The organism is Roseovarius sp. AK1035, assembly GCF_003288315.1.
Classification (GTDB): Bacteria; Pseudomonadota; Alphaproteobacteria; order Rhodobacterales; family Rhodobacteraceae; genus Roseovarius; species Roseovarius mucosus_A.
The window spans coordinates 705,792-721,609 of record NZ_CP030099.1; the positions used below are offsets into that span (position 1 = coordinate 705,792).

General features: G+C 63.1%; 18 protein-coding genes. 10 read left to right on the forward strand and 8 right to left on the reverse strand.

The window, feature by feature from the left end; genetic code table 11:
• The first annotated feature begins 27 nt into the window (after positions 1–27).
• Positions 28–1,224, forward strand: coding sequence for a class I SAM-dependent methyltransferase (locus tag RAK1035_RS03410; RefSeq protein WP_008279520.1), 1,197 nt, complete (start codon positions 28–30; stop codon positions 1,222–1,224).
• Between the two features lie 55 nt (positions 1,225–1,279).
• On the opposite strand, the gene rplT is transcribed toward RAK1035_RS03410, so the two are convergent.
• The 4 genes from rplT to pyk all read right to left on the reverse strand — a co-directional run bounded on the left by rplT (position 1,280) and on the right by pyk (position 3,708).
• Positions 1,280–1,645, reverse strand: a complete 366-nt coding sequence (gene rplT, locus RAK1035_RS03415) for a 50S ribosomal protein L20 (RefSeq protein WP_008279521.1) — start codon at positions 1,643–1,645, stop codon at positions 1,280–1,282.
• A gap of 14 nt (positions 1,646–1,659) precedes the next feature.
• The gene (rpmI, locus tag RAK1035_RS03420; protein WP_008279522.1) at positions 1,660–1,860 is read right to left on the reverse strand and encodes a 50S ribosomal protein L35; all 201 of its coding nucleotides are present in this window, start codon (positions 1,858–1,860) and stop codon (positions 1,660–1,662) included.
• Positions 1,861–1,996: 136 nt separating this feature from the next.
• Positions 1,997–2,221 (reverse strand): hypothetical protein, encoded by a 225-nt coding sequence (locus RAK1035_RS03425; RefSeq protein ID WP_008279523.1) that lies wholly within the window; start codon positions 2,219–2,221, stop codon positions 1,997–1,999.
• 41 nt (positions 2,222–2,262) lie between these two features.
• Positions 2,263–3,708, reverse strand: a complete 1,446-nt coding sequence (gene pyk / locus RAK1035_RS03430) for a pyruvate kinase (protein ID WP_008279524.1) — start codon at positions 3,706–3,708, stop codon at positions 2,263–2,265.
• A gap of 106 nt (positions 3,709–3,814) precedes the next feature.
• Here pyk and RAK1035_RS03435 point away from each other — a divergent pair, with 106 nt between their 5' ends.
• The 4 genes from RAK1035_RS03435 to RAK1035_RS03450 all read left to right on the forward strand — a co-directional run bounded on the left by RAK1035_RS03435 (position 3,815) and on the right by RAK1035_RS03450 (position 7,136).
• Positions 3,815–4,576 (forward strand): N-formylglutamate amidohydrolase, encoded by a 762-nt coding sequence (locus RAK1035_RS03435; RefSeq protein ID WP_085976963.1) that lies wholly within the window; start codon positions 3,815–3,817, stop codon positions 4,574–4,576.
• A gap of 23 nt (positions 4,577–4,599) precedes the next feature.
• Complete coding sequence (locus tag RAK1035_RS03440; RefSeq protein ID WP_037296793.1) at positions 4,600–4,914, forward strand: DUF1244 domain-containing protein; 315 nt, start codon at positions 4,600–4,602, stop codon at positions 4,912–4,914.
• A gap of 53 nt (positions 4,915–4,967) precedes the next feature.
• Positions 4,968–5,663 carry a glutathione S-transferase family protein gene (locus RAK1035_RS03445; protein WP_008279527.1) on the forward strand — a complete coding sequence of 232 codons (696 nt, stop codon included), beginning with the start codon at positions 4,968–4,970 and terminating at the stop codon, positions 5,661–5,663.
• Between the two features lie 99 nt (positions 5,664–5,762).
• The gene (locus RAK1035_RS03450) at positions 5,763–7,136 is read left to right on the forward strand and encodes an L-serine ammonia-lyase (RefSeq protein ID WP_037296801.1); all 1,374 of its coding nucleotides are present in this window, start codon (positions 5,763–5,765) and stop codon (positions 7,134–7,136) included.
• Positions 7,137–7,342: 206 nt separating this feature from the next.
• Here RAK1035_RS03450 and arsC read toward each other — a convergent pair whose 3' ends face one another.
• From arsC to RAK1035_RS03465, 3 genes are read right to left on the reverse strand one after another with little or no spacing between them, the layout of a single operon-like run.
• Positions 7,343–7,690 carry an arsenate reductase (glutaredoxin) gene (gene arsC / locus RAK1035_RS03455; protein WP_008279529.1) on the reverse strand — a complete coding sequence of 116 codons (348 nt, stop codon included), beginning with the start codon at positions 7,688–7,690 and terminating at the stop codon, positions 7,343–7,345.
• Complete coding sequence (locus RAK1035_RS03460) at positions 7,681–8,739, reverse strand: quinone-dependent dihydroorotate dehydrogenase (RefSeq protein WP_008279530.1); 1,059 nt, start codon at positions 8,737–8,739, stop codon at positions 7,681–7,683. The genes arsC and RAK1035_RS03460 overlap by 10 nt, the downstream gene beginning before the upstream one ends.
• A complete protein-coding gene (locus tag RAK1035_RS03465; protein WP_008279531.1) occupies positions 8,736–9,074 on the reverse strand; it encodes a DUF952 domain-containing protein in 339 nt (112 codons plus the stop codon). The genes RAK1035_RS03460 and RAK1035_RS03465 overlap by 4 nt, the downstream gene beginning before the upstream one ends.
• Positions 9,075–9,172: 98 nt before the next feature.
• Here RAK1035_RS03465 and RAK1035_RS03470 point away from each other — a divergent pair, with 98 nt between their 5' ends.
• The 4 genes from RAK1035_RS03470 to rpsA all read left to right on the forward strand — a co-directional run bounded on the left by RAK1035_RS03470 (position 9,173) and on the right by rpsA (position 12,691).
• Positions 9,173–9,781 (forward strand): (d)CMP kinase, encoded by a 609-nt coding sequence (locus RAK1035_RS03470; RefSeq protein ID WP_008279532.1) that lies wholly within the window; start codon positions 9,173–9,175, stop codon positions 9,779–9,781.
• A 113-nt stretch (positions 9,782–9,894) separates the two neighbouring features.
• Positions 9,895–10,284, forward strand: a complete 390-nt coding sequence (locus tag RAK1035_RS03475; protein WP_008279533.1) for a DUF4168 domain-containing protein — start codon at positions 9,895–9,897, stop codon at positions 10,282–10,284.
• A 72-nt stretch (positions 10,285–10,356) separates the two neighbouring features.
• Positions 10,357–10,785, forward strand: a complete 429-nt coding sequence (locus tag RAK1035_RS03480; RefSeq protein ID WP_008279535.1) for a pentapeptide repeat-containing protein — start codon at positions 10,357–10,359, stop codon at positions 10,783–10,785.
• A 226-nt stretch (positions 10,786–11,011) separates the two neighbouring features.
• Positions 11,012–12,691, forward strand: a complete 1,680-nt coding sequence (gene rpsA, locus RAK1035_RS03485; protein WP_081507470.1) for a 30S ribosomal protein S1 — start codon at positions 11,012–11,014, stop codon at positions 12,689–12,691.
• 313 nt (positions 12,692–13,004) lie between these two features.
• On the opposite strand, the gene glmM is transcribed toward rpsA, so the two are convergent.
• Positions 13,005–14,345, reverse strand: a complete 1,341-nt coding sequence (glmM, locus tag RAK1035_RS03490) for a phosphoglucosamine mutase (protein ID WP_037296805.1) — start codon at positions 14,343–14,345, stop codon at positions 13,005–13,007.
• A gap of 132 nt (positions 14,346–14,477) precedes the next feature.
• On the opposite strand from glmM, the gene RAK1035_RS03495 reads away from it, so the two are divergent.
• Positions 14,478–15,818, forward strand: coding sequence for a UDP-glucose dehydrogenase family protein (locus tag RAK1035_RS03495; protein ID WP_008279538.1), 1,341 nt, complete (start codon positions 14,478–14,480; stop codon positions 15,816–15,818).

The following is a 15,818-nucleotide window of genomic DNA, read 5'->3' on the forward strand; positions in this document are numbered from 1 at the left end:
TTGCCAAGAAGAACGGGGGCCGCGCCCATGAGTGAGGTCAAGGCGCAATACGAAGCCTTCCCCTATCCCGCCCGCGATCCGGCAGACGAGGCCAAGCGCCTGATCACCGGCTCGCCCTCGCATGTGCTGGAAATTGACCATTTCCTGTTTCAGGGGCGGCGCGATTGGCGCAAACCGTTGCGCGCCTTGGTGGCAGGCGGCGGCACCGGCGACGGGCTGATCCAACTGGCGCAGCAACTGAAAAACGCAGGTCGCGCCGCCGAAATCACCTATCTCGATCTCTCAACCGCCTCGCGCGCCATTGCCGAAGAGCGCGCCCGCGTGCGCGGCTTGAGTGGCCTGCGCTTTGTCACCGGCAGCCTGCTAGAGGCCGCAACCCTTGGACAGTTCGACTATATCGACTGCTGCGGCGTGCTGCATCACCTGCCCGACCCGGCGGCAGGGTTTGCAGCACTTCTGGCGGCGCTGGCACCCGGCGGCGGCATGGGGTTCATGGTCTATGCCCCCTATGGGCGCGCGGGCGTCTACCCGCTGCAAGAGGCATTCGGCACGCTCTATGCGGGCCTGCCGCCCGAGGCACGGCTGAAGGCCGCCAAAGAGGTGGTGGCCACCCTGCCCGAGGGGCATCCCTTCCGATCAAACCCCAACCTTGGCGATCACAAGGATAGCGACGCAGGCTTTTACGACCTACTCCTGCATTCGCAGGACCGCGCCTTTGATGTGACAACACTGGTGGAGACACTCGATCAAACCGGCTGGGCGCTCTCAGGCTTTGCTCTGCCGGTGCTCTATGACCTCAGCCGCATCACTGCCGTGCCCTCGCATCTGACCGCAACCCAAGCCATGGCCCTAGCCGAAAAACTGCGCGGCACGATCAAAACCCATGTGGGCTATGCCACCCGCGCGAGCGAGGCGCGCAGCCCTGCAAGGGGCCAAGACCGCGCGCTGATCCCGCATCTCAAGGGCCTGCGCGCCCCGGATCTGGCGCGTGCCATCGCCCAAGGCCAGACGCCCAAACTCAGCTTCAACGGCATCGAGGCGCGGCTCAGCCTGCCAAAACACGCCGCCCCCCTTCTTGCCGCCATCGACGGGCGGCGCAGCCTCTCAGAAATTGCTCAGGCAACCGGCACCGATCCCATTGCCTTTGGCAGCCTCTGGGCGCGGATCGAGCGCGACTTGGCCGATCACGGCCTTCTGCTCTATTCCGGCATCCTGCGCACGTGAAAAAACCGCCGCCCGGGCCAACCGGACGGCGGTTTCAATCACGATGTGAACCGGCTCAGGCGGCCAGCGCACCCTTGGCTTGCTCGACGATGGCCCCGAACGCGGCGGGCTCATGCACGGCCAGATCGGCCAGAACCTTACGGTCCACTTCGACTCCGGCCAATGCCAGACCGTTGATGAAGCGCGAGTAGGTCAGCGATTCATCATGCGCGCGCACAGCCGCGTTGATCCGCTGGATCCACAGCGCGCGGAAATTGCGCTTGCGGTTCTTGCGGTCGCGGGTCGCGTATTGGTTGGCCTTGTCGACGGCCTGCGCGGCCACCTTGAAGGTGTTCTTGCGGCGGCCATAGTAACCTTTGGCGGCCTTGATGACTTTCTTGTGACGGGCGTGGGTAACTACCCCACCTTTGACGCGTGACATATCCTAAATCCTCCTTAGCGCGCGTAGGGCATCATTGGCTTGATGATACCTTCATCAGCCTTTGACAACGTGGTCGTACCGCGAGCGTTACGAAGGAATTTATTGCTGCGTTTGATCATGCCATGGCGCTTGCCGGCCTGTGCGGCCACCACGCGGCCAGAGGCCGTCACTTTGAACCGCTTTTTGCAGCTCGACTTGGTCTTCATCTTGGGCATTTCCGGCTCCTCTATTAGGTCGGTAGAACCGCACGACTCGGCATGCCACATCTGGCCGGTCCTGCGGGATGAGCGCGCCGTATACGCGGCACCGCTCGATTGTTCAAGAGGGTTTGGCGGGTAGAGTTTGTGCGCCTCAACTCACGTAGCGCGCAATCACCCGCACCAACACTTCGGGCAGATCACCAAAGCTGTAGCCACCCGGCTTGGTGCTGATCGCCCAGACCATCAGCCCCCCCGATGCCATAAGCGTAAACGTCGCCACACGCGGCGGATGTCCCTCGGAAAAGGCGGAAATGATCGAAGGTATGGAAAACACCCCCAACACCATGCCAATGGCCATCGCCAGATCAGGGTCCATCACATACCTCCGGGAAATACCTTGAACTCAACAGCCCAAGTTTAACCCGGATCGGTCGCGTAAATCAAACTTTCCTGACAGGGGGCGACGCGCAGGATATTGGTCGTGCCCGGTATGTTAAAGGGCACGCCCGCCGTGACCACGATCTGATCGCTCTCGGTCGCATAGCCATGCGCCCGCGCCGCCCGCGCGGCATTGATCACCGCCATCTTGAATCGCGTCAATTCGCCGGTCATGACGCAGGTCACACCCCAGGTCAGCGCCAGCCGCCGCGCCGTGCCCAAAAGGCTGGTCAGCGCCAGAATCGGCACGCGCGGACGCTCGCGCGCGGTCAAGAGCGCGGTGGTCCCGGATTCGGTATAGCAACAAATCACCTTGATATCGGCGGTCTCGGCAATCTCGCGCGCGGCGGCAACGATCCCGTCCGCCACACTCTGCCGGTTCACACGCCGACTGGCCTCGATCACCTCGCGATAGGTCGGATCGCTCTCAACCTCGATCGCCACATTGTCCATCGTGCGCACCGCCTCGACAGGGTAATGCCCCGCCGCCGATTCCGCCGAAAGCATGATCGCATCCGATCCTTCGTAAATCGCCGTGGCCACGTCCGACACTTCGGCGCGCGTCGGCATCGGGCTGTCGATCATCGACTCGAGCATCTGCGTCGCCACGATCACCGGCTTGGCCGCAGCCCGGCAGCGCCGGATCAACCGTTTCTGGATCGGCGGCACGTTCTGCACCGGCAATTCCACGCCCAGATCGCCCCGCGCCACCATGATCCCGTCGCTGACCGCGAGGATTTCGTCAAACCGCTTCACCCCTGCCGGCTTTTCGATTTTTGACATGATCGCGGCCCGGCCGCGGACCAATTCACGCGCCTCGGTCACATCTTCGGGGCGCTGCACGAAACTCAGCGCCAGCCAATCCACGCCCAACTCGCAGATGAATTCCAGATCCGACAGATCCTTTTCCGACAGCGCCGCCAAGGGCAGCACCACATCAGGCACATTCACGCCCTTACGATTCGAAATCGTGCCCCCGGCGATCACCTCACAATCGGCAAACTCGGGTCCGCACGCAGTCACGCGCAGGCGGATCTTGCCATCATTCACCAGCAGGTTCGCCCCCGGTTCCAGCGCCGCGAAAATTTCGGGGTGCGGCAGGCAGACACGGGTCGCATTCCCCTCTGCTTCGTCCAGGTCAAGCCGGAACGCCGCCCCGGCAACCAGATCCTCTTCGCCCTTGGCAAACACCCCAACCCGCAGTTTCGGCCCCTGCAAATCCCCCAGGATCGCAATCGGGCTGTCCAGATCCTCTTCGACCTGCCGGATGATCCGGTGCCGCTCGGCAATATCGGCCTGCGTGCCATGGCTCATATTGAGGCGAAACACATCCGCCCCCGCCTCGTGCAACGCCCGGATCGTATCATAATCGGACGAAGCCGGGCCCAGTGTGGCCACGATCTTCACATTGCGGTTGCGTCTCATCTCATGCGTCCTTCATCTTTGACATCACGGGTTATGTTAACGCTAACACCCCCCTTTTGCGCCTTATCGCGCAATTCACATTATCCCGCAACTGTTCTAAAGGACGATGACAGGAAAAACCAAGCCAATGATGTATCACCCCTTTCAGATTGTCGGTCAGGACCGCCCCGAACGCTGGCTCGTGACCTGCGATCACGCCAGCAATTGCGTACCGGAATTCGTCAACGGCGGCTGTCTTGGCGTGGCCCCTCAGGATATGGCCCGCCATATCGCCTATGATGTGGGCGCCGCCGGTGTGACGCGCGCGCTTGCCGAGGCCTTGGGTGGCCCCGCCATCCTCAGCAATTTCTCGCGCCTCGTGATCGACCCCAACCGGGGCGAGGATGACCCGACCCTCGTGATGCGCCTGTATGATGGCACGATCATTCCCGGCAATCGCCACGCGAAACCCGAGGATATCGACCGCCGCCTCAACCGGCTCTATCGCCCCTATCACACCGCCTTGGCCGAACTCGCCGCACGCCGCGCCGATACCGTCATTGTCTCGGTCCACAGCTTTACGCCGCAACTGCGCGGACGCCCGCCACGCCCTTGGCATATCGGCCTGCTCTACGCCGCCGACCAACGCTTGGCCAAGCCGCTCATCGCCCGCCTCGCCCAAGAACCCGACCTGTGCGTCGGCGATAACGAGCCCTACACCGGCCACCTGCCCGGCGATGCCATCGCCCGCCATGCGATTGCCTATGAGCGGCCCAATGTCCTCATTGAACTGCGCAACGACCTGATCGAAACCCCCGCGCAACAGACCGCTTGGGCGCTTCGCCTCGCCCCCATCCTGCAAGAGGTCGCCGCCCAAACCGGCCTTTGACCCCACCAACAAGGAGAATGATCATGGACGACCAGACCCGCATTGAACTCGAGGCCGCCGCCTTTCGCACCCTGCGTGCGCATCTGATGGAAAAACGCGCGGATGTGCAGAACATCGACATGATGAATCTTGCCGGGTTTTGCCGCAACTGCCTCAGCCGCTGGATGCAAGAGGCCGCCAATGATCGCGGCATCGAGATGTCCAAAGACGCCGCCCGCGAACTCTTCTACGGCATGCCCTATGACGACTGGAAAGCGCAGAACCAGACCGAGGCCAGCGCCGAGCAAAAAACCGCCTTCACCAAATCCTTCGCCGAAAACGTCGACCCCAAGGACTGAGCCCGCCTTTCATCGTTCTCTAAATACTCAAATTCCCCGCCCAAGAGGACAGGATGACCACGCCCTATCGCCTGCATTACGCCCCCGACAACGCCTCGGTGATCATCCGCCTCACGCTCGAGGAATTGGGCATACCCTATGACACAGTCTTGCTCGAACGCTCCAAACAGGCCCATGCCGCCCCCGCGTATCTGGCGCTCAACCCCGGCGGGCTGATCCCAACGCTGGAAACGCCCGAAGGGCCTATTTTCGAAACCGGCGCGATCCTGCTCTGGCTTGCAGACCGGCACGCCCGGCTTGCGCCTGCGCCGCAATCGCCCGACCGTGGCGATTTTCTCAAATGGCTGTTCTTCCTTGCGAACACCGCCCATACCGCCCTGCGCATAAGCTTTTATCCCGAGAAATACGTGGGGTCAGATCCCGCCGCACAGGGCCTTTTGCGCGCCACGATGCAGGCGCGCTTTGCAGATCATCTCGATATTCTGGAAACTCGCGCTGCCCCTTGGTTCTCGCCCGAAACCCCCTCGGTGCTGGATTACTATCTCGCCTGCCTGATGCGTTGGCGCGCGCTTTATCCCGAGGGCACGCGCGGCACCTATGACGCAGGCGCTTGGCCACGTCTGCACGCGCTCTTGACGCATCTTGAAACCCGCCCCGCCACAAGCCGCGTGGCCACTGCCGAAGGGCTGGGCCCCCACCCCTTCACAGCCCCCCAGTATTGCAATCCGCCCGAGGGCAGCGCCACCTGATCCGATCACATGGCAAGGAGCCACCCTTGAAGCGTCGCTTTCGGACAAGTAGATCAAGGGTTAAGCAGCGATAAGACCCGCGATCAGGGAGCGCGCCACATGTTTCTATCCGTCTTCGATATGTTCAAGGTGGGCATCGGCCCCTCCTCCTCGCATACCATGGGGCCGATGGTCGCAGCCGCGCGCTTTTTGGACAAAATGCGCGCCTCCCCCTTCCATTATGCCGGATTGCGCGGCTCGCTGCATGGCAGCCTTGCCTTTACCGGCGTGGGCCACGCCACCGACCGCGCCACCATCCTTGGCCTCGCAGGCTTTCTTCCCGACACCTATGACAATGACAAGGCCGAGGCGACGCTAGAGCACATCCGCGACAGCCATAGCGTCACCCCGCCCGGCCTGCCCACGCTCAAATTCCATCCCAAAGAAGATCTGGTCTTTGATTTCGGCCCCAACCTGCCCGGCCATGCCAATGGCATGATCCTGATGGCCACCGACGCCCAAGGCGACGTGATCCTGCAGGAAACATATTATTCCATCGGCGGCGGCTTTGTGCTGACCGACGCGGAATTGGCCGCAGGCAAGGCCACCGACGACGGCACGCCCATCCCCTACCCGTTCAAATCCGCCGCCGAGATGCTGGAAATGGCCGAACGCTCGGGCAAAAGCATCGCCCAGATGAAACGCGCCAACGAAATCGCCCGTGGCGGCCCTGAAAACCTGCGCTCTGGCGTGGCCCGCATCTGGCAGGTGATGAACGACTGCATCGAACGCGGCCTCAACGCCGAAGGCATCCTGCCCGGCGGCCTCAAGGTCAAACGCCGCGCCAAGGGCATCCGCGACGCGCTGGTGGCCGAGCGTGGCACCAACCTCACCGCCCCGCACAAGATCAACGACTGGATGAGCGCCTATGCCATGGCGGTGAACGAGGAAAACGCCGCTGGCGGGCAGGTTGTAACCGCGCCCACCAATGGTGCCGCTGGCGTGGTGCCTGCGGTGATCAAATACTGGCTCGAGCATGTGCCGGGCGCGCATGAGACCCAGATCGAAGAATTCCTGCTCACCGCCGCCGCCATCGGTGGTCTGGTGAAATACAACGCTTCCATCTCGGGCGCCGAGGCAGGCTGTCAGGCCGAGGTGGGCAGCGCCGCCGCCATGGGCGCGGCTGGCCTTGCCGCCGTCTTGGGCGGCACCCCCGCCCAGATTGAAAACGCCGCCGAAATCGCGCTGGAACACCACCTTGGCATGACCTGCGACCCGGTGCGCGGCCTCGTGCAGGTGCCCTGCATCGAGCGCAATGGCTTGGGCGCAATCAAGGCGGTCTCTGCCGCCTCCCTCGCCCTGCGCGGCGATGGCACCCACCTCGTGCCGCTCGACGCCTGTATCGAGACCATGCGCCAGACCGGCCTCGACATGAGCGAGAAATACAAGGAAACCTCGCTCGGTGGTCTCGCGGTCAATATCCCGAATTGTTGAAGGGGTAAGTCGCCCCACAGCCCCCGCGCGAATAGCACCGAAGGTGCCGCGCGGATCGCTGGGCCGTCCCGCGGCCTAGCGATTTTGAGAGGGCGCGCAATTCAGATGGGTCACACGGACTTGGCTGGCATAAACTGGCATCCACGTCCGTTGTTTCGCTAGTCCCCGGCCCAGCGACCGCGCGGCTCACCGCTTGGCGCAAATAGTCACAAAACCCCCAGCACCGCCTCCGGTGGCCGCCCGATCACCGCACGTGCGGCCCCGATCGCAATCGGACGCTCAATGAGGATCGGATGCGCCGCCATCGCCGCCAGCAAATCCTCCGCCGCACTCTCGCGCCCCAATCCCAGCGCCTTGAACTGCGGCTCACAGGGGCGCATCATCTCAATCGGCGCACAGCCCAACAGCACCAAAACAGCCCGCAACTCTGCCACAGCCGGCGCATCCTCCAGATAGCGCCGCACAACCACCTCTGCCCCATGCTCCTCCAACAGCGCCAATCCAGCGCGCGATTTGGAACAGCGCGGATTGTGCCAATAGGTGATCACAGCCATTCGTCCCGCCCCGCGCCCACGGCCTCCGCCACGCTGCCAAACCCATCCCGCTGCAACAACCGCTCCAGACCCCGGGCAATCTCTGCGACCAAAGACATCCCCTGATAGACCAGCGCCGAATAAAGCTGCACGGCACTCGCCCCGGCGCGGATCTTGGCATAGGCCTGCTCTGCGCTGGCAATCCCCCCCACACCAATCAGCGGCATTTCCCCGCCCGTCAGTTGCGACAGCCGCGCCAATACCCGCGTTGATTTCTCGAACAAAGGCTGCCCCGACAGGCCCCCCGCCTCACCCTTTGCGGCACTCATCAGCCCCTCACGGCCCAGCGTCGTATTGGTGGCAATGATGCCATTCAGGCCCGAGGCCCGCGCCACATCGGCAATCTCGCTCAATTCCGCATCGCTCAGGTCCGGCGCAATCTTGAGGAAAATGGGGATCGGCTGCGGCAACCAATCGCGTGCCTCCATCACGCCCTTGAGCAGCCCCATCAGCGCCTCCGCCCCCTGCAACTCGCGCAGCTTCTCGGTGTTGGGGCTGCTGACATTGACCGTTGCAAAATCCAGATGCGCGCCGCAATGCGCCAGAACGCGGGCAAAATCGTCGGCCCGGTCGGCGCTGTCCTTGTTGGCCCCAAGGTTAAGACCGATCACCGCATCGCGTGGCCGCGCCGCCAACCGCACCGCCGCCGCTTCCATGCCTGCATTGTTGAACCCGAATCGGTTGATCACCGCCCGATCTTCACTCAGCCTGAAGAGGCGCGGGCGCGGGTTGCCCGGCTGTGCGCGCGGCGTTACCGCCCCCACCTCGATAAATCCAAATCCGGCACGGGCAAGCGGCCCCAGCGCCTCGGCGTTCTTGTCAAACCCCGCCGCCAATCCCACCGGATTGGGCAGGCGCAACCCCGCCAGATTGGTCCGCAGCCGCGCGCTCGTATAGGCCCCCGGTGCGGGCACCAATCCCAGTTGCAACGCCCGGAGCGCCAGACCATGCGCCCGCTCCGGATCAACCCGGTGCAAAAGGCTGAGGCCAAGACGCTCCATCCCGCTCATTCCAGACCTGCCGGAAACTGATGCACGCCGTCCACCAGCGGCAAAGGCTGTGCCCATGCCACATCCGACAGGCGCATCTCGCGGTAGAGATGCGGGAATAGCGCGCCACCGCGCGACACCTCCCATTTTAGCGCCTCGCCCAGCCGGTCCACGGCAACCGCCACCAGCATCAGGCCCTCGGCCCCGGCAAAATGCTTGGCCGCCGTTTCCGCCGCCTGTTCAGCGGTGGAAAAATGCACATAGCCATCGGCCAGATCGACCGGCGCGCCAGCACTCTCGCCCGCCGCCCGCAGTTGGGCCCATTCCGGCCCACGCAATATCTTGTATATCATCATAGAGGCGTGATGCCTTGGCCCTGCGCGCACGTCAAGCGATGCTTGAGGCCCGCGCCTCAATCGGCTAGTCAGAGGGTCCGATCACGAAAGGGCAGCCCATGGCATTCACCATCGCAATCGACGGCCCCGCAGCGGCGGGCAAAGGCACCATTGGCCGTGCTTTGGCCGCGCATTTCGGCTTTGCTCATCTGGACACTGGGCTGCTCTACCGCGCCACCGGGCGGCGGATGCTCACCGGGCTCGATCCGGTCGAGGCCGCCCAATCCCTGCGCGCCGAAGATCTAGACGCCGATGATCTGCGCACCCCGGATGTCAGCCAGGCCGCCAGCCGCGTGGCCGCCATCCCCGAGGTGCGCCAAGCGCTGCTCGACTTCCAACGCGCCTTTGCCCGGCGTGCAGGCGGGGCCGTGCTAGACGGGCGCGATATCGGCACCGTCATCTGCCCCGAGGCCGAGGTCAAACTCTACGTCACCGCCGCCGATGCCGAGCGCGCCCGCCGCCGCCACGTTGAACTGACCGGCAAGGGCCATGACGTGACCCTCGAAGAGGTGGCCCAAGACCTGCGCGACCGCGACGCCCGCGACAGCGCCCGCGCCACCGCCCCCCTCAAACCCGCCGAAGACGCGGTGCTGCTCGACACCTCTGAAATGACCATCGAAGAGGCCACAGCCCGCGCCATCGCCATCGTGACCGCCGCCCAAGGGTGATGCCCCTTCCGGCGAGATGCCGCCCATCCGGTTGCATGCCCGGCCATGGTCCTTAGGTTTGTCTGCAACAGGCCCATCCTGTTGCACTTGAACCAGACCAGAAAGGAGGCAGCATGTCCTTCCACAAGACACTGACCGCATCCACCGCCGCCCTCGCCTTGGCGCTTGCCGCGGCCCCGATGACCGTGTTCACCGCCCAGAGTGCGGTGGCGCAAGAGGCCGCAGAGTATTCCGGAGACCAGCTTGACGCCTTCACCAGCGCCCTGATCGAAGTGGCCAGCGTGCGCGAGAAATACACCCCCCTCCTCCAGAGCGCCGAAACCGAGGATCAGCAAACCGCCATCATTAAAGAGGCCAATGCCGAGATCACCGACGTGATCGAGACAACGGACGGCATAACCATGGACAGCTATCTCGAAATCGCGCAGGCCGCGAGCCAGGATCAGGCGCTGAACCAACGCATCATCAAGCGCGTTCAAGCCCAGAACGAAACCCTCCAGTAACCTATGAGCACCGGGGGCACCCCGCCCCCGGTTCTTTCACCCTCTGACTGGAACACCCCGGAGACCTATGCGATGACCCGCCCCCTCGCCTTGGCCGCCTGCCTCATGGCATTGGCAACCCCCACCTTCAGCGATTCGACCGAACTCAGCGATACCGGCTCTTGCCCCGGTTGCGATCTGACAAAGGCGGCTTTTGCCGGTCAGGCCTTCGTCGGGGCCAACCTCATCGGGGCCACGCTCGAGGATAGCGATTTTTCCACCACCGACCTCTTTCTTGCCCAGTTGGACGAGGCCCGCGCCGACCGCATCAACCTGCGCAATGCCTCGCTCAAGGCCGCAACCTTTGTTGGGGCCTCCCTGCGCGACGCCGACTTTCGCGGCGCGGACCTGTCCGGGGCCCGGCTCAAGGACGCCGACATCACCAACGCCCGCTTTGACGGGGCGATCCTGTGCAACACCGTGATGCCTGACGGCGAACTCAGCCGTGAAACCTGCCGATAACGACCGGCTCCGGCCTCCGCCCCCGACAGGCTTGATTATCCCGCCAAGCCCCTGTATACGCGCGCCTGTCACCAAAGGCGAATAAGGCCACAGGACACAAGAGATCGAGCAGGGTCGGAACCACCGGCCCTCTTTGTTTTGTGACCCGCCCGACCAACGAAACCCTGAAAGACCGGCGGAGACAACCGCTCGGCCAGAAAACCGTTAAAAGGAAACCAGAGACCACATGGCTCAACATACATCTATGGAGGAATTCGAAGCCCTCTTGAACGAAAGCTTCGAAATGGACACACCCGAGGAAGGGTCTGTTGTCAAAGGCAAGGTCATCGCAATCGAAGCGGGCCAAGCCATCATCGACGTCGGCTACAAAATGGAAGGCCGCGTTGATCTGAAAGAATTCGCAAATCCCGGCGAGACCCCCAACATCTCCGTTGGCGATGAGGTCGAAGTGTTCCTGCGGTCCGCCGAGAACGCCAAGGGCGAAGCCGTGATCAGCCGCGAGATGGCCCGCCGCGAAGAGGCATGGGACCGTCTTGAAAAGGCCTATGCCGACGAAGAGCGCGTTGATGGGGCCATCTTTGGCCGCGTCAAAGGTGGCTTCACCGTCGATCTGGGCGGTGCCGTGGCCTTCCTGCCCGGCTCTCAGGTCGATGTCCGCCCCGTGCGTGACGCTGGCCCGCTGATGGGTCTCAAGCAGCCGTTCCAGATCCTCAAGATGGACCGTCGCCGCGGCAATATCGTCGTGTCGCGCCGTGCCATCCTCGAAGAATCGCGCGCCGAACAGCGCGCCGAGGTGATCGGCAACCTGACCGAAGGCCAGACCGTTGACGGTGTGGTCAAGAACATCACCGAATACGGCGCCTTCGTCGATCTGGGCGGTGTGGACGGCCTCTTGCATGTCACCGACATGGCATGGCGTCGCGTCAACCACCCCTCCGAGATCCTGACAATCGGCGAAACCGTCAAGGTGCAGGTCATCAAGATCAACAAAGACACGCACCGCATCTCGCTGGGCATGAAGCAGCTCCAAGAAGATCCGTGGGATCTGGTTGCCGCCAAATACCCGCTGGAATCGACCCATACGGGCCGCGTGACCAACATCACCGATTACGGCGCATTTGTAGAGCTGGAGCCGGGCGTCGAAGGTCTGGTGCACGTTTCGGAAATGTCCTGGACCAAGAAAAACGTCCACCCCGGCAAGATCGTGTCGACCTCGCAAGAAGTCGAAGTCATGGTGCTGGAAATCGACGGGGCCAAGCGCCGCGTGTCGCTCGGTCTCAAGCAGACCATGCGCAACCCGTGGGAAGTGTTTGCAGAAACACACCCCGAGGGCACCGAGGTCGAGGGCGAAGTCAAGAACATCACCGAATTCGGTCTCTTCATCGGTCTCGAAGGCGAGATCGACGGCATGGTCCACCTCTCGGACCTCAGCTGGGACGAGCGCGGCGAAGATGCCATCCAGAGCTACAAAAAGGGTGACATGGTTCATGCCGTTGTATCCGAAGTCGACATCGAGAAAGAGCGTATCTCGCTCTCGATCAAGGCTCTGGGCGGCGACAAGTTCTCCGAGGCCGTCGGTGGCGTCAAGCGTGGCTCGGTGATCACCGTTGCCGTGACCGCGATCGAGGATGGTGGCATCGAAGTGGAATATGAGGGCATGAAGTCCTTTATCCGCCGCTCCGACCTCAGCCGTGACCGTGCCGATCAGCGCCCCGAGCGTTTCTCGGTCGGCGACAAGCTCGACGTGCGCGTCACCAATGTCGACGCCAAGACCCGCCGTCTGGGTCTGTCGATCAAGGCCCGCGAAATCGCCGAAGAAAAAGAAGCCGTCGAACAGTATGGCTCCTCCGATTCGGGTGCATCGCTCGGCGACATCCTCGGCGCAGCCCTCAAGGGCGACCGCTAAGCAAACCGCAACCGGCCCCGCGCCGGTTGCAATGCGCCAGACACGAAGCGGCCCCACCGATCCGGCGGGGCCGTTTTGCGTTTGGGGGGGAAAGGTTTTTAACTCTATTCAGCCCTCGGAATGTCCCCGCGCGGAACAAGGCGCGGCACGCGCCGCCGCGCGGATCGCTGGGCCGTCCCGCGGCCTAGCGATGCTGAGGCGTTGCGCGACACTTCGAAGCCATACGGATTTTGCTGGCATAAATTGCCAATTACAGATGTTGCGTCGCTAGTCCCCGGCCCAGCAATCCACGCAGCTCATCTCGTGATACCCCTCAGCTCTCCTGCCGCACCGCACCCACCACCGAATCCATCACCTGATCCAGAACCCCCGGATTAAGCGCCTCTGCCATCACCCGGATCATCGGCTCGGTCCCCGAGGGCCGCACCAAGAGCCGCCCATCGCCCCCCAACAGCTTCTCCGCCGCAGCCACGGCGCTTTGCACCGCATCGGTCGCCATCGGGTTCTTACCCTTGGCAAAGCGCACATTGATCAACTTCTGCGGCACCGGCTCGAACACCTGCGCCAGACTGCTGGCCTTTTCGCCCGTCTCGACCATCGCCGCCAGAAACTGCAACGCGCCGATCAAACCGTCACCGGTGGTGGCATAATCAGTCATCACAATATGGCCTGACTGCTCTCCACCAAGGTTATGACCGCCCGCGCGCATCTCTTCGACCACATAGCGATCCCCCACCGCCGTGCGCTTAAGCGCAATGCCCTGCGCCTCCAGATGCCGCTCCAGCCCCAGGTTGGACATGACCGTCGCCACCAGAGTATTGCCCGCCAGACGCCCCTCACGTGCCCAGCGCGTGGCAATCAGCCCCATGAACTGATCCCCATCTGCGATCCGCCCCTGCTCGTCGATCAACACCACCCGATCGGCATCGCCATCCAGACAAATCCCCAGATCGGCCCGCGTCTCCAGCACCCGGCGCGCAGCGGCCTGCGGCTTGGTCGATCCACAATCGAGGTTGATGTTGAACCCGTCCGGTTCCACCCCCATCGGGATCACCTCAGCCCCCAATTCCCAAAGCACCTCCGGCGCCGTGCGATACGCCGCGCCATTGGCACAATCCAGCACGATCCGCAGCCCCTCCAGCCGCCGCCGATGCGGAAAGGTGGTCTTGGCATATTCCACATAGCGCCCGCGCGCATCCTCGATCCGCTTGGCCCGGCCGATCTTCTCCGGTGCCGCCAGCCGCGCGCCCTCATCCAGCAGCCGCGCGATCCCCGCCTCCGCCTCATCGCTCAGCTTGTAACCATCCGGCCCGAACAGCTTGATCCCATTGTCCGAGGCCGGGTTGTGACTGGCCGAGATCATCACCCCCACATCGGCGCGTAAACTATGGGTCAGATACCCAATCGCCGGCGTCGGCACCGGCCCCAGCAGAAACACGTTCATACCCGTCGAGGTGAATCCCGCCGTCAGCGCATATTCGATCATATAGCCCGACAACCGCGTATCCTTGCCGATCACCACGCGGTGCTCTTGCTTGTCGCGGCGAAAATATCCCCCCGCCGCCGCCCCAAGACGCAGCGCCACATCCGCTGTCATCGGCCAGCTATTCGCCTGCCCCCGAACCCCGTCCGTCCCAAACAGCTTTGCCGCCATCGTCTCTCTCCTTATCCACCCAACGCCACAGGCTTACCTGTTTTCCCCTACAGGACACCACAGCGCGTTGACACACCCGAGTCGACCCCCAATACAGTCTAATCCAGAGGTTTGCGTCAAAGGGCATGTAACATGAAAATTGCGATGATCGGAACGGGCTACGTGGGCCTTGTCTCGGGGGTATGTTTTTCCGATTTCGGCCATGACGTGACCTGCGTCGATAAAAACCCCGACAAGATCGCCATGCTCCTGCGCGGCGAGGTGCCGATCTTTGAGCCCGGGCTTGACGCGCTCATGTCCAAGAATGTCGAGGCGGGCCGCCTCCGCTTTACCACCGACCTGGCCGAGGCCATCACCGGGGCCGAGGCCGTATTCATCGCCGTGGGCACCCCAACCCGGCGCGGCGATGGCCACGCCGACCTCACCTATGTCATGGCCGCCGCCGAGGAAATCGCCCGCGCCGCCTCAGAGTATGTGGTGATCGTCACCAAATCCACCGTCCCCGTCGGCACCAACCGCGCGGTCAAGAAGGTGATCAAAAAGGCCAACCCAAGCCTTGACTTCGATGTCGCCTCCAACCCCGAATTCCTGCGCGAAGGGGCGGCCATCGACGATTTCATGAAACCCGACCGCGTCGTCGTCGGCGTCCAGACCGACCGCGCCGCCGATGTCATGGCCGCGATCTACCGCCCCCTCTACCTGCGTGATTTTCCCATCGTCACCACCGATCTCGAATCCGCCGAGATGATCAAATACGCCGCCAACGCCTTTCTCGCGACCAAGATCACCTTCATCAACGAAATCGCGGCGCTGTGCGAACGCACCGGCGCGGATGTGAAACAGGTCAGCCACGGCATCGGCCTTGATGGCCGCATCGGCAACAAATTCCTGCACGCAGGCCCCGGCTATGGCGGCTCCTGCTTTCCCAAGGACACCCGCGCCTTGGCCCGCATCGGTCAGGATCACGGCCTGCCCATGCAGATCACCGAAAAAGTCATCACCGTGAACGAAGAAATGAAACGCCGCATGATCGACAAACTGCTCGATCTTTGCGACGGCTCTTTCAACGGCAAGACCATCGCCATCTTGGGCGTCACCTTCAAACCCAATACCGACGACATGCGCGATGCCCCCGCGCTCACCATCATTCCCGCCCTTGTCGGCGGCGGTGCGCGCGTCCGCGTCACCGACCCACAAGGCCAGCGCGAGGGCGAGGCGCTCTTGCCCGGCGTGTCCTGGCAAGAAGACCCCTATAAATGCGCCAACAAAGCCGATCTTTTGGTCCTGCTCACCGAATGGAACGAATTCCGCGCCCTCGACCTCAAGCGTCTGGCGCGCAAGATGACCAGCCCCCGCATGGCCGACCTGCGCAACATTTACTCGGTCAAGGATGCCAAACGCGCCGGCTTCATCGCCTATGACAGCATCGGCCGCCCCGCCTATCGCCACGACGCCACCCCGCAACAGGACTAA

Excerpts from the sequence above, each read along its gene's own strand:
- RAK1035_RS03460 (WP_008279530.1), bottom strand. The coding sequence starts at position 8,739 with ATGAGCGGGATGGAGCGTCTTGGCCTCAGCCTTTTGCACCGGGTTGAT.
- RAK1035_RS03470 (WP_008279532.1), top strand. The coding sequence starts at position 9,173 with ATGGCATTCACCATCGCAATCGACGGCCCCGCAGCGGCGGGCAAAGGC.
- glmM (WP_037296805.1), bottom strand. The coding sequence starts at position 14,345 with ATGGCGGCAAAGCTGTTTGGGACGGACGGGGTTCGGGGGCAGGCGAAT.
- RAK1035_RS03440 (WP_037296793.1), top strand. The coding sequence starts at position 4,600 with ATGGACGACCAGACCCGCATTGAACTCGAGGCCGCCGCCTTTCGCACC.
- RAK1035_RS03435 (WP_085976963.1), top strand. The coding sequence starts at position 3,815 with ATGACAGGAAAAACCAAGCCAATGATGTATCACCCCTTTCAGATTGTC.
- rpsA (WP_081507470.1), top strand. The coding sequence starts at position 11,012 with ATGGCTCAACATACATCTATGGAGGAATTCGAAGCCCTCTTGAACGAA.
- RAK1035_RS03445 (WP_008279527.1), top strand. The coding sequence starts at position 4,968 with ATGACCACGCCCTATCGCCTGCATTACGCCCCCGACAACGCCTCGGTG.
- RAK1035_RS03475 (WP_008279533.1), top strand. The coding sequence starts at position 9,895 with ATGTCCTTCCACAAGACACTGACCGCATCCACCGCCGCCCTCGCCTTG.
- rplT (WP_008279521.1), bottom strand. The coding sequence starts at position 1,645 with ATGTCACGCGTCAAAGGTGGGGTAGTTACCCACGCCCGTCACAAGAAA.
- RAK1035_RS03450 (WP_037296801.1), top strand. The coding sequence starts at position 5,763 with ATGTTTCTATCCGTCTTCGATATGTTCAAGGTGGGCATCGGCCCCTCC.
- RAK1035_RS03480 (WP_008279535.1), top strand. The coding sequence starts at position 10,357 with ATGACCCGCCCCCTCGCCTTGGCCGCCTGCCTCATGGCATTGGCAACC.
- RAK1035_RS03495 (WP_008279538.1), top strand. The coding sequence starts at position 14,478 with ATGAAAATTGCGATGATCGGAACGGGCTACGTGGGCCTTGTCTCGGGG.
- RAK1035_RS03410 (WP_008279520.1), top strand. The coding sequence starts at position 28 with ATGAGTGAGGTCAAGGCGCAATACGAAGCCTTCCCCTATCCCGCCCGC.
- pyk (WP_008279524.1), bottom strand. The coding sequence starts at position 3,708 with ATGAGACGCAACCGCAATGTGAAGATCGTGGCCACACTGGGCCCGGCT.
- RAK1035_RS03425 (WP_008279523.1), bottom strand. The coding sequence starts at position 2,221 with ATGGACCCTGATCTGGCGATGGCCATTGGCATGGTGTTGGGGGTGTTT.
- rpmI (WP_008279522.1), bottom strand. The coding sequence starts at position 1,860 with ATGCCCAAGATGAAGACCAAGTCGAGCTGCAAAAAGCGGTTCAAAGTG.
- RAK1035_RS03465 (WP_008279531.1), bottom strand. The coding sequence starts at position 9,074 with ATGATGATATACAAGATATTGCGTGGGCCGGAATGGGCCCAACTGCGG.
- arsC (WP_008279529.1), bottom strand. The coding sequence starts at position 7,690 with ATGGCTGTGATCACCTATTGGCACAATCCGCGCTGTTCCAAATCGCGC.